At 64.9% G+C, this 10,908-nt stretch carries 12 protein-coding genes and 1 tRNA gene; 5 read left to right on the top strand and 8 right to left on the bottom strand.

Annotated elements, in window-relative coordinates:
• Both AX702_RS01975 and AX702_RS01970 read right to left on the bottom strand, forming a co-directional pair.
• On the bottom strand, window positions 1-1,230 hold a 1,230-nt coding region (locus tag AX702_RS01975; RefSeq protein WP_066775621.1), incomplete at its 3' end, for a DEAD/DEAH box helicase.
• A gap of 108 nt (window positions 1,231-1,338) precedes the next feature.
• Window positions 1,339-1,782, bottom strand: coding sequence for a hypothetical protein (locus tag AX702_RS01970; protein ID WP_066775620.1), 444 nt, complete (start codon window positions 1,780-1,782; stop codon window positions 1,339-1,341).
• Window positions 1,783-1,848: 66 nt separating this feature from the next.
• On the opposite strand from AX702_RS01970, the gene AX702_RS01965 reads away from it, so the two are divergent.
• Window positions 1,849-3,297, top strand: a complete 1,449-nt coding sequence (locus AX702_RS01965; protein ID WP_197420467.1) for an FAD-binding oxidoreductase — start codon at window positions 1,849-1,851, stop codon at window positions 3,295-3,297.
• Window positions 3,298-3,352: 55 nt separating this feature from the next.
• Complete coding sequence (locus tag AX702_RS01960; protein WP_066775619.1) at window positions 3,353-4,126, top strand: SapC family protein; 774 nt, start codon at window positions 3,353-3,355, stop codon at window positions 4,124-4,126.
• A gap of 312 nt (window positions 4,127-4,438) precedes the next feature.
• Here the strand turns inward: AX702_RS01960 and AX702_RS01955 are convergent, their stop codons facing one another.
• The gene (locus tag AX702_RS01955) at window positions 4,439-5,272 is read right to left on the bottom strand and encodes an N-formylglutamate amidohydrolase (protein WP_066775616.1); all 834 of its coding nucleotides are present in this window, start codon (window positions 5,270-5,272) and stop codon (window positions 4,439-4,441) included.
• 122 nt (window positions 5,273-5,394) lie between these two features.
• On the opposite strand from AX702_RS01955, the gene cpdR reads away from it, so the two are divergent.
• Together cpdR and AX702_RS01945 are read left to right on the top strand one after the other, a co-directional pair.
• The gene (gene cpdR / locus AX702_RS01950) at window positions 5,395-5,772 is read left to right on the top strand and encodes a cell cycle two-component system response regulator CpdR (RefSeq protein WP_066775613.1); all 378 of its coding nucleotides are present in this window, start codon (window positions 5,395-5,397) and stop codon (window positions 5,770-5,772) included.
• A 48-nt stretch (window positions 5,773-5,820) separates the two neighbouring features.
• Window positions 5,821-5,895: transfer RNA gene (locus AX702_RS01945), tRNA-Val, on the top strand.
• Between the two features lie 196 nt (window positions 5,896-6,091).
• Here the strand turns inward: AX702_RS01945 and AX702_RS01940 are convergent.
• Window positions 6,092-6,685 carry a septal ring lytic transglycosylase RlpA family protein gene (locus AX702_RS01940; RefSeq protein ID WP_066775622.1) on the bottom strand — a complete coding sequence of 198 codons (594 nt, stop codon included), beginning with the start codon at window positions 6,683-6,685 and terminating at the stop codon, window positions 6,092-6,094.
• A gap of 270 nt (window positions 6,686-6,955) precedes the next feature.
• On the opposite strand from AX702_RS01940, the gene AX702_RS21945 reads away from it, so the two are divergent.
• Window positions 6,956-7,138 (top strand): hypothetical protein, encoded by a 183-nt coding sequence (locus AX702_RS21945; RefSeq protein WP_156455314.1) that lies wholly within the window; start codon window positions 6,956-6,958, stop codon window positions 7,136-7,138.
• Between the two features lie 217 nt (window positions 7,139-7,355).
• Here AX702_RS21945 and AX702_RS01935 read toward each other — a convergent pair whose 3' ends face one another.
• From AX702_RS01935 to sucC, 4 genes are all read right to left on the bottom strand, one after another.
• Window positions 7,356-8,285, bottom strand: a complete 930-nt coding sequence (locus AX702_RS01935) for an electron transfer flavoprotein subunit alpha/FixB family protein (RefSeq protein ID WP_066775611.1) — start codon at window positions 8,283-8,285, stop codon at window positions 7,356-7,358.
• Between the two features lie 97 nt (window positions 8,286-8,382).
• Window positions 8,383-9,132 carry an electron transfer flavoprotein subunit beta/FixA family protein gene (locus AX702_RS01930; protein WP_066775610.1) on the bottom strand — a complete coding sequence of 250 codons (750 nt, stop codon included), beginning with the start codon at window positions 9,130-9,132 and terminating at the stop codon, window positions 8,383-8,385.
• A gap of 51 nt (window positions 9,133-9,183) precedes the next feature.
• Entirely contained in the window at window positions 9,184-9,426 is a 243-nt protein-coding gene (locus tag AX702_RS01925) for a hypothetical protein (protein WP_066775609.1), read from the bottom strand.
• 11 nt (window positions 9,427-9,437) lie between these two features.
• Window positions 9,438-10,637 carry an ADP-forming succinate--CoA ligase subunit beta gene (gene sucC / locus AX702_RS01920; RefSeq protein WP_066775608.1) on the bottom strand — a complete coding sequence of 400 codons (1,200 nt, stop codon included), beginning with the start codon at window positions 10,635-10,637 and terminating at the stop codon, window positions 9,438-9,440.
• Window positions 10,638-10,908: the final 271 nt, after the last annotated feature.

Raw genomic sequence — 10,908 nt, 5'->3', positions numbered from 1 at the left:
CCGCTCGCGCCCATGCTCACGCTCACGCTCGCGCTCGCGCTCGCGCCGCGGCGCGCGCTCCTCGTCGGCTCGCGCACGCTTGGGTCGCTCCGGCTTCGCCTCTTCCGCCACCGTCACTTCGCGGCGGTCGATCTTCTGGCCGGTAAGCTTTTCGATGTTATCGATATTCTCTGCGTCGTCCGGCGCGACGAGGGTGAAGGCGACGCCCGTCGCCCCGCCCCGACCCGTGCGGCCGATCCGGTGCACATAATCGTCCGGATGCCAGGGCGCATCGAAGTTGAACACGTGGCTCACACCCTTGATGTCGAGCCCACGCGCCGCAACGTCGGATGCGACCAGGATGTTGATATCGCCCTTCTTGAACCGGTCCAGCTCGGCGAGGCGCGCCGGCTGCTCCATGTCGCCATGGATCTCGCCAGCCGCAAAACCGTGCTTCTTCAAGCTCTTGTTCAGCTCCCGCACCGTTGTCTTGCGGTTGCAGAAGATGATCGCCGTGCTGACGCCCTCTTCGCGCAGCAGATGGCGCAGCGTCCGCCGCTTCTCGAAAGCCTGGCCCTTCACCGGCACCACCCATTGAGTGATGTTGGTGTTGGTGGTGGCCGGTCGGGCGACTTCGATCGTCTTGGGGTTTTCCAGGAACTTGTCGGCCAGCTTCTTGATCGGTGGCGGCATGGTCGCCGAAAAAAGCAGTGTCTGCCGTTGCTTGGGCAGCTTGGTGCAGATTTCCTCGATGTCGGGGATGAACCCCATGTCGAGCATGCGGTCGGCCTCGTCGATCACCAGCATGCTGCAACCGTTCAGCAGGATCTTGCCCCGCTGGAACAGGTCCATGAGCCGGCCCGGCGTGGCGATCAGCACGTCGACGCCCTTTTCCAGCGCCTTCACCTGATCGCCCATCTGCACGCCGCCGATCAGCAGCGCCATGGAAAGCTTGTGATACTTGCCGTAGATTTCGAAGTTCTCGGCGACCTGGGCGGCCAGCTCGCGCGTCGGCTCCAGGATCAGGCTCCGCGGCATCAGCGCGCGGGCGCGGCCGTGCGCGAGGATGTCGATCATCGGCAGCACGAACGATGCCGTCTTGCCCGTCCCGGTCTGCGCGATGCCGATGATGTCGCGCATCATCAGCACGCTCGGGATCGCCGAGGCCTGGATCGGCGTCGGATCCGTATAGCCGGTGTCGCCAACGGCGCGGAGAAGCTCTTCTGAAAGGCCGAGGTCGGCGAAGCTCATGGCAATCCTGAAAAGAAGGCGCGTCGATGCCGCCCTTTTACGAGCCGGGCGAGACGCGATTACGCCTTTGTTGTCAAGGTAAACGGCGCCCCAAGCTGCTTTTTACGCCTATTTCTTCTCTCTTAGGGTGCGAAACCGCGATATTTCGCACCGTCCGCCGGATCGCGTGCGCAGCGCATCACGGCGGGCGCAAATCATGCCATCCTTCGCACGCTTGACGTAGAAGCCGCTGTAGAAGTTCAGCGACGGGCAATCATCGTCCAGTTTCGCCCGCAACCGGCGCCCGTCGGTGGTGATCAGATCCACGTCCCCATCCCTGGAGATGACGGCGCTCGCCAGCACGTCCGCCGGCACGCATTTCGCCGCCTTCTTCTCCTCCCATTCGGTCGGGGCCACGCTGTAGCGGCGCGGCGTCGGCGCCAGGCGCGGAATACGGATCACGATCCGCTCGCGAACGGCGAGCTGCGCATAGCGCACCTCCGGCTCGCTGGCGGAGATCGCAAGCGGCGCGGCAAGCAACAGCGGAAGGATGGGGCGGGCGCGTATCTGCATCGTGGAACAGCCCCGCGCTGCCCCGAACAGTTTGAACCCTTGATGAATTGCGGCAATCATGTGGCAATGACTCCGCAGCAGACCCGTATGCTGGACGCGCTGGCGCCCCGGCTTCCCACCCGTGCAATCGTTACCGATCGGGAGGCGATCGCGCCTTGGGAAACGGACTGGCGCGGGCGCTGGCATGGCCATGCTCCTATCCTGTTCGAGCCGGTTACGGTGGACCAAGTACAGGAAATCGTTGCCGTCGCTGCGCGGGAACAGGTGCCACTGGTACCGCAGGGCGGCAACACGTCCATGGTGGGCGGCGCGACACCGCCCGCGTCCGGCGCCGCCGCCATCCTTTCGCTGCGGCGGCTCAACCGCATACGATCGCTGGACGCGTCCGCCGGGCTGGCGATTGCCGAGGCGGGTGTGATCCTTGCCGATCTCCACGAAGCGGCGCTGGCCGATTCGCGGCGCTTCCCGCTGACTCTGGGCAGCCGTGGCTCCGCGACGATCGGCGGACTGGTGTCCACCAACGCTGGTGGAACGCAGGTCTTGCGCTGGGGAACGATGCGCGGCCTCGTCGCCGGTGTGGAGGCGGTGCTTGCCGATGGCAGCCTTTATGATGGGTTGGCCGCGCTGAAGAAGGACAATCGCGGCTATGATCTGAACCAGTTGCTGATCGGGGCGGAAGGCACGCTGGGGATCGTCACGGCAGCAACGCTGCGCCTCGCCCCGGCGATCAGCGCACGAGCGGTGGCCTGGATCGGCCTCGCCACGCCCGATGCGGCGCTGCAATTGCTCCGCCGGTTCGAGGCCGCCGGCAACGCCGTGGAAAGCTTCGAGCTTCTCCCGGCCGAATCGCTCCATGCCGTCTTGACGCACATACCCGGCACCCGCCCGCCGCTCTCCGGCGAGCATCCCTGGCATGTCCTGATCGAGGCAGTGACGAGCGATGCCGGGGAGCCGCATCCGGCCGGGTTCGTGGAACGGGTGCTCGGCCCTGCCATGGCGGACGGCATCGTCGCGGACGCCGTCATTGCCGCCAGTGAGGCCCAGGCCGACGCTTTCTGGCGCATCCGCGATTCGATCTCGGACGCGGAACGCGCCACCGGACCCGCTGCGCAGCACGACATCTCCGTGCCGGTCGAAGCCATGCCGCGCTTCCTGATTGACGCTGCCGCCGCCTGCGACGCCCGCTTTCCCGGCACACGCGCGAGCGGCTTTGGCCATCTGGGTGACGGCAACGTCCATTTTCACGTTCGCGCCCCAGCCGGAGCGGATCGCGGCCGCTGGCTCGCCGAGGAGGCACCGGTGGTGACGCGCTTCGTTGACGATCTGGTGGTCGCGGCCGGCGGCTCCATTTCTGCCGAGCACGGGATCGGGCAGATGAAGCTGCGCGAGCTCGAAAGATTGTCGCCCCCGCCGCGCATGGCCGCATTGCGCGCGATCAAACAGGCGCTCGATCCCGCCGGCATCTTCAATCCGGGCAAGCTCGTCACGCTTGCACCAAGCCGCGCGGACGAATAGGGCGCGCGGGTTCGGGCGGCCGGCGCCGCTCCTTGTCCGTATCTGGAGAGATTTGATGGCCAGCGCGCCGCAGCAGCAGCTTCCGCTCTTTTACAACGGTCTTGAGCCGCTCTCGAGCGAGTTGCACGCCGATTACAAGATCCGTCCCGCCCAGACCGCGCCGTTCCTGGCGTTGCAGCATGCGATCCCGATCACCATCGACGAGTTCGCGCTGGTGCAGCGGTACATGCCGATCGTCTTCTCCGCCGGCGAGGATTCGGTGCCGATCGCGCTGATGGGCCTCAACGAGGGCGTGAACGTCTTCGTCGACGCCGATGGCAAGCTGGTCGACGACACCTTCTACGTCCCGGCTTATATCCGTCGCTATCCCTATCTCCTCGCCCGCCTGCGCCCGGACGCGCAGGAACTTTCGCTCTGCTTCGATCCGACCTCGGACACGATCGGTCAGTTCGATGAAGGCCAGGCCCTGTTCGAGAACGGCCAGCCGAGCGAAGTGACCAAGAACATCCTCGCCTTCAACGAGCAGTTCGAGCAGGCCGGCGCCCGCACCGCGCAATTCATGAACGAGCTGCGCGAGACGGAGCTTCTCATGGACGGCGAAGTGTCGATCCAGCACGAAGGCTATGACCAGCCCTTCGTCTATCGCGGCTTCCAGATGATCAACGAAGAGAAGCTGCAGGATCTGCGCGGCGATCAGCTGCGCAAGATGACCAAGAGCGGCATGCTCCCGCTGCTCTATGCGCACCTTTTCTCGCTGTCGCTGATGCGTGAGGTTTTCGCGCGTCAGGTGCGGCTCGGCAAGATGCCGCAGCCGAACATGGCCGGCTGATCAGCCTCCACGGCATTGCAGTTCGAAAAAGGCGCCATCCCGGATCGGTTCGGGGTGGCGCCTTTGCTTTTGCGCGCCAACCTCCTGCCGGGCCCGGTTCACGGGGCCAGATGCCCGGCCCGCCGCCCGCTGCGGCCATTCACCGATGAATTTTCTCTATTCCTCTTCCGAGGGTTGAAACCACTTGCCCGTACATTACGTTATGCAGGTACGGTTTCCGTGTCCCCCCTTTCGCGGAGCCGTATGACACACCCTTGGGTGTGTCTCCTCCCTGAACCTTGGCCACCTCGGGCTTCGCCCGAGGTGGTTTTTTTATTCAGCGGCCAGCGCTGTCGGCAGGTCGAGCGCCTCTTCCTCCAGCGCATCGATCATCTCGCGCACCAGCGCGACCGTCCGGTCGAACCCGCTGCCGGGCCGGTCCAGTCGCGCATCGAGGTAAAGCGAGCGATCAAGTTCCAGCTGAATGGCATGGACGTTGCCGATCGGATCGCCGTGCCGCTCTAGAATATAGCCGCCGGCATAGGGCACATTGAGGCTGTATTCCTGCTGCCCGCCCGCAGCCACCATCTCCATGCGCCGTACGAAACGCGCCGCTGCGGATCGGCCGAAGCGGTCGCCGATGACGATGCGGGTGCGGCTCCCGGCGATGGGCGGCATCGAATGGATATCGAGCAGCACCGCGACGCCGAAGCGCGCCCGTGCCTGGGACAGGGCCACCGCCACTGCCTCATGATACGGACGGTGAGTCGTTGCGATGCGCGCGATCACTTCGTCACCGCCAAGGCGCCGTCGCCAAAGCTCGCCCGATGCGCTGGTGCGGCGCGGCACCAGGCCAAGCCCGCTACGCACCTTGGCGCTGAGGTGCCCCGCCGCCGCGCCATCGTCGAGCCGCGGATCACGATCATGCTCTGCACGATTGAGGTCGATCCACGCGCGCGCGGTGCGCTGGATGATGGTCGCCTCGTCACGGCGCGCCGCCAGGGCGACAGCGTCGACATATCGATCCTCTAGCGCCGTCAGCGCCGCCAGGGGGACGCGCAGGGCGTCTTGCAGAGACGGCGGATAGATCCTTCCGGCATGCGGGACGGACAGCACCACAGGGCTCGCCGGGGGCAGCTGGCCGACCACATCGAAGGACAATTGCATCGCTCTCCAGCCTATGGAGTAAGTCTACCTGTCGCAATACGATACAGCCATCACCGTCATCGGCTGGAAAACGTTAATGGATTCCACATATGCTGGCGGCTGATCGCAAGGACCCACCACGAATGATCCGAATCTTGCTGGCTGAGGACGACCAGGTGATGCGCGAATATCTCGCGCGCGCATTGGAAAAGTCCGGCTATGCGGTGACTGCCGTTGACCGCGGGACAGCTGCGCTGCCCCTGATTGAAGCAGAAGAGTTCGACCTCCTGCTGACGGATATCGTGATGCCGGAAATGGATGGGATTGAGCTGGCGCAGCGGGCCGGTGAGATCCGTCCGAAGCTTCGCGTCATGTTCATCACCGGCTTCGCGGCCGTGACGCTGAAGGCGGGCAAGGCCATGCCCCAGGCCCGGGTTCTCTCCAAGCCGTTCCACCTGCGCGACCTCGTGATGGAGGTCGATCGGATGTTCGAGGTTGGAGAATTTCAGGAATTGCAATGACGGGGCTTGCGCCCATGTCACAGCCCGGCTAATGGCGCCGCTCCCGGAGGGCGTGTAGCTCAGTGGTAGAGCACTGTGTTGACATCGCAGGGGTCGCAAGTTCAATCCTTGCCACGCCCACCATCTAAAACCCCGCCGTTCGATGGACGGCGGGGTTTTTGATTTCTGGCCCGATTATCACCGCAAGAACAGCGCCGAAGGCGGCTTGCCACTCCGCACCGCCAGCATCTGATCGGCTTTCCGCTCGGTCACCTCCCGCCCCTCACCAGTTCCCGAAGGGCGGCAGACGATCCCGATCGCGCGGCGCCCGATCAGCCGCTCATGGCGCCTGAACCAGCCCCTGCCGCACCCCTGCGGCCAATTGCGCGCGCAGGGAGGCCAGCGCGGCATCGCTGAGCCTCGGCCGCTCTGCCACCTGCTTGCCCTTGCGCAGGCGCGCGCGTTCCTTCTCCGGCGGGTCCACGCGCCGCACACGCACTGCCGCCACGCCGGTCCGCCGGATGCCAAGCTGTTCTGCCGCGCCCCGCGAGAGATCTAGGATCCGCCCGCGTGCGAACGGCCCACGATCGTTGATCCGCACCAGGATCGTCCGCCCGGTTTCCAATGCGGTCACTTCCACATAGGTCGGCAGGGGCAGCGTCGTATGCGCCGCGGTGATCCACTCGGGCCGAAACCGCTCTCCGAGCGCCACGCGATTGCCGCTTTCCGAGCCATACCAGCTCGCATAGCCAAGAACGTCGAAGTTCGCGTCCGCGACAGGGCGATAGGTGGTGCCCCTGATCGTGTAGGGCTTGCCGATCACGACGGGTGTGTCGCTGACGGGTCTGTACCGGGTGGTGCTGCAGCCGGCGAGCGCGAGCGCGACAGTCGCCAGCGCGGCCGCCCGGGCGCGGCTGGTGCCAGAGTTGATCATGCCGGCGTGGTAGCGGCTGTACGCCGATTGCGGAACCGCTTCGTCCGTCCCGCCCTCGACGTTCACGATCCTGTCGCGCCAGCAGCGAACCGCCACGTATTAAACGAACGCGGCGGGATCAGCGCGCAATCGAGGACAGCGCAAATTGCAGCAACAACATCGAAATCGACGCGATAAGACGTTTACGCCTTCCCGTCGATCATCATGCCGAGAGCCCTGCGGAGTCTCCTCAAGAGAGGCATAAGCGGGAGACGTTAAGGAGCGGCAAAGATGTCAGGAGAATATGGCTCGGATCTGTATCACCGTGAGCGAGCAGTGGCGGAACGCCGGGCGGCGCTGCGTGCCCGTGACACGCGTGCCCAGGCCGCTCATCTGGGGCTGGCGCAACAGCATGAGCTTGCCCAGGCCCTTGCCTGGCACCGCGCGGATTTGGGGATCAGCCGCAAGCATTGATCCGGGACGGTGGCTTGTGGCCGGCCCGTCAGCCTCATGACCACCACACATTCGCCGGCGCACTGATCGCCGGACATCGGTCACGAAAAAGGGGCGACGCTGCCATCAGCGCCGCCCCTTTTCTTCGCGCAGATGGCAGAACCAGCTACGCTAACCACTTTCTGGCGGGCGGCCATGGTGCCGGCACCACCGGCACCGGACCATTCGCCTCAGCCGGTCAGAGCTTTTCGGTCAGCTCCGGCACCACCTTGAACAGGTCACCCACCAGGCCGATGTCCGCGACCTGGAAGATCGGCGCATCCTCGTCCTTGTTGATGGCGATGATGGTCTTGGAGTCCTTCATGCCGGCAAGGTGCTGGATCGCGCCGGAAATGCCGACGGCGATATAGACTTCCGGGGCGACAATCTTGCCGGTCTGGCCGACCTGATAGTCGTTCGGCACAAAGCCGGCGTCCACCGCGGCGCGGCTCGCGCCAACGCCGGCGCCCAGCTTGTCGGCGAGCGGCTCGATGATCTTGGTGAAGTTCTCACCATTCTGCAGCGCACGGCCGCCCGACACGATGATCTTCGCGCTGGTCAGCTCCGGACGCTCGCTCTTGGCGATTTCCTGGCCCTCGAAGGTCGACAGACCCTTGTCGCCGGTCGACGCGACCGCCTCGACGGTGCCCGAGCCACCCTCGGCAGCCGCCTTCTCGAAGGCGGTGGTGCGGATGGTGAGAACCTTCTTCGCGTCCGACGTCTGCACGGTCGCGATTGCGTTGCCGGCGTAGATCGGGCGCGTGAACGTGTCCTCGCTCTCGACCGACAGCACTTCGGAGATCTGCATCACGTCGAGCAGCGCGGCGACGCGCGGCGAGATGTTCTTGGCCGAGGTGGTGGCCGGCGCGACGAACGCGTCGTGATGGCCCATCAGCTCGACGACCAGCGGCGCGACATTCTCCGCCAGCGCATGCGCAAAGGCGTCGTCGTCGGCGACATGGACCTTGCCCACGCCGGCGATCTTGGCGGCTTCCTGCGCCACCGCATCGACGCCCTTGCCGGCGACGAGCAGGTGAACTTCGCCCAGCTTCGACGCGGCGGTCACCGCGGCGAGCGTGGCATCCTTGACGGTCGATCCGTCATGTTCGACCCAAACCAGAGTCTTCATATTCCCAATCCTCTCAGTCCGTTCGCCCTGAGCTTGTCGAAGGGCGTGCCCGGCACCCGTGCTTCGACACGTTCAACGCGAATGGATCGCTCGATCCTTACTTCGCGACGCCCATTGCCTTGAGCTTCATCACCAGCTCATCAACGTCGGCAACCTTGACGCCCGCCTGGCGCTTGCCGGGCTCGACGACCTTCACGGTCTTCACGCGCGGCGCGGTGTCGACGCCGTAATCGGCGGCCGTCTTGGTCGCGAGCGGCTTGGACTTCGCCTTCATGATGTTCGGCAGCGAGGCGTAGCGCGGCTCGTTGAGGCGCAGGTCGGTGGTGATGATCGCCGGCAGCTTGAACGTGTCGGTCTCGAGACCGCCGTCCACTTCGCGCGTGACCTTCACCGTCTCGCCAGCCACTTCGACCTTGGACGCGAACGTACCCTGACCCCAACCGAGCAGGCCGGCGAGCATCTGGCCGGTCTGGTTGTTGTCGTCGTCGATCGCCTGCTTGCCCAGAATGACGAGCTGCGGCTGTTCCTCGGCGGCAACGGCCTTCAGGATCTTGGCCACCGCCAGCGGCTCGACCTTGTCGTCCGCGGTCACCAGGATCGCGCGGTCGGCACCCATGGCGAGCGCGGTACGCAGCGTTTCCTGCGCCTTCTGCTCGCCGATCGACACCACGACGATCTCGGTCGCCACGCCCTTTTCCTTCAGGCGGATGGCTTCCTCGACGGCGATCTCGTCGAACGGGTTCATGCTCATCTTGACGTTGGCCAGGTCGACCCCCGTCCCGTCCGCCTTCACGCGGGGCTTCACGTTATAGTCAAGCACGCGCTTGACCGGCACCAGCACCTTCATTCCACTCTCCAAGTCTTGGATCCGCTTCCCTGGGGAGGGGCGTTTCCCGTCCTAGCTGGACAATCCGAGCCGTTGCTCGATCCGGTCCAGCCGTCTGTTGAGGTTGTCGAACGCTTTCTGTCGAACCATGCGAGCGGCGGCAAGCTGGCCGAAGTGTCGGCTGGCGGCAGCGACCTCGGCGTCGATCGCCGCCCTCCGATCCGACACGTCGCCGAGCTGCCGTTCCATGTCATCGAGCGTGGCCTGAAATTGCCTCAGGTGCTCGTGAACCGGATGTTCGACAGACTCGGCCATGTCGCTCCTTGTTACGCCGCCTTCTTCACCTCGGCGACGATCTTCTGTGCAGCATCGCCCAGGTCGTTCGCCGGCACAATGGCGAGGCCGGAGTTCGCGAGGATCTCCTTGCCCTTCTCGACATTGGTGCCCTCGAGGCGAACCACAAGCGGCACCGACAGATTAACTTCCTTCGCCGCGGCGACGATGCCGTCGGCGATGATGTCGCACTTCATGATGCCGCCGAAAATGTTGACCAGGATGCCCTTCACGTTCGGATCGGCAAGGATGATCTTGAACGCCGCAGTCACCTTCTCCTTCGAGGCGCCGCCGCCGACGTCGAGGAAGTTGGCCGGGAACATGCCGTTCAGCTTGATGATGTCCATCGTCGCCATGGCGAGGCCCGCGCCGTTGACCATGCAGCCGATGTCGCCGTCGAGCTTGATATAGGCGAGGTCGTACTTGGAGGCTTCCAGCTCGGCCGGATCCTCCTCGGTCTCGTCGCGCAGCTCGGCGAGGTCCTTGTGGCGGAACATGGCGTTGCCATCGAAGCCAACCTTGGCGTCAAGCACCATCAGCTTGTTGTCGTCCGTCACGGCAAGCGGGTTAATCTCGATCTGCGCGGCGTCCGTGCCGAGGAAGGCGTCATACACCTTCGACGCGAGGCTCTGCGCCTGCTTGGCCAGATCGCCGGTGAGGCCGAGCGCGTTCGCAACGGCGCGGCCGTGGTGCGGCTGGAAACCGGTCGCCGGATCGACCGAGAAGGTGTGGATCTTCTCGGGCGTGTCGTGCGCCACCGTCTCGATGTCCATGCCACCTTCGGTCGACACGACGAAGGCGACGCGGCCGGTCGCGCGATCGACCAGCAGCGCGAGGTAATATTCCTTGGCGATGTCGACGCCATCGGTGACGTAGAGGCGGTTGACCTGCTTGCCCGCGTCGCCCGTCTGGATCGTCACCAGCGTGTTGCCGAGCATCTCGGTTGCGGCGTGGCGAACCTCGTCCTCGGTCTTGGCGAGGCGGACACCGCCCTTCGCCTCGGGAGCGAGCTCCTTGAACTTGCCCTTGCCGCGGCCGCCGGCGTGGATCTGCGCCTTCACGACATACAGCGGCCCGGGAAGCTTCTTCGACGCTTCCACCGCTTCCTCGACGCTGAGCGCCGCAAAGCCCGCAGGGACAGGGACGCCGAACTTCGCCAGCAGTTCCTTGGCCTGATATTCGTGAATGTTCATGCCTTGGCTCGCCTTACCATAACCGAAAACAGGGAGCCTTAAGCACAGGGGGCCGGGGGAATCCAGCCTTGATCGGGGGATCGAGCGTGATTGCGGCCGATCGACTGGCGCGATTTGTTCGCATTAGCTTTAACGGCTTTGCGGACAAGACGTGCGGGGCAGCTCGAGTCACCTTCTAGTCGGCTTCCAACGCATGGCCGCTTTGGGGTGGAAAGAGGACACTCTTCAGTCGCCGTGCATGAACCCGCCAGCGACGAAAAACAGCGCGAGG

This window comes from Sphingomonas sp. CCH5-D11, assembly GCF_001557395.1.
Lineage (GTDB): Bacteria > Pseudomonadota > Alphaproteobacteria > Sphingomonadales > Sphingomonadaceae > Sphingomonas.
Note: the sequence above shows the minus strand (reverse complement) of the source record. Positions and strands in the feature narration are given on the sequence as shown.

Excerpts from the sequence above, each read along its gene's own strand:
- AX702_RS01930 (WP_066775610.1), bottom strand. The coding sequence starts at position 9,132 with ATGAAGGTGCTGGTGCCGGTCAAGCGCGTGCTTGACTATAACGTGAAG.
- cpdR (WP_066775613.1), top strand. The coding sequence starts at position 5,395 with ATGATCCGAATCTTGCTGGCTGAGGACGACCAGGTGATGCGCGAATAT.
- AX702_RS01965 (WP_197420467.1), top strand. The coding sequence starts at position 1,849 with ATGACTCCGCAGCAGACCCGTATGCTGGACGCGCTGGCGCCCCGGCTT.
- AX702_RS21945 (WP_156455314.1), top strand. The coding sequence starts at position 6,956 with ATGTCAGGAGAATATGGCTCGGATCTGTATCACCGTGAGCGAGCAGTG.
- AX702_RS01940 (WP_066775622.1), bottom strand. The coding sequence starts at position 6,685 with ATGATCAACTCTGGCACCAGCCGCGCCCGGGCGGCCGCGCTGGCGACT.
- AX702_RS01925 (WP_066775609.1), bottom strand. The coding sequence starts at position 9,426 with ATGGCCGAGTCTGTCGAACATCCGGTTCACGAGCACCTGAGGCAATTT.
- AX702_RS01935 (WP_066775611.1), bottom strand. The coding sequence starts at position 8,285 with ATGAAGACTCTGGTTTGGGTCGAACATGACGGATCGACCGTCAAGGAT.
- AX702_RS01970 (WP_066775620.1), bottom strand. The coding sequence starts at position 1,782 with ATGCAGATACGCGCCCGCCCCATCCTTCCGCTGTTGCTTGCCGCGCCG.
- AX702_RS01955 (WP_066775616.1), bottom strand. The coding sequence starts at position 5,272 with ATGCAATTGTCCTTCGATGTGGTCGGCCAGCTGCCCCCGGCGAGCCCT.
- AX702_RS01960 (WP_066775619.1), top strand. The coding sequence starts at position 3,353 with ATGGCCAGCGCGCCGCAGCAGCAGCTTCCGCTCTTTTACAACGGTCTT.
- sucC (WP_066775608.1), bottom strand. The coding sequence starts at position 10,637 with ATGAACATTCACGAATATCAGGCCAAGGAACTGCTGGCGAAGTTCGGC.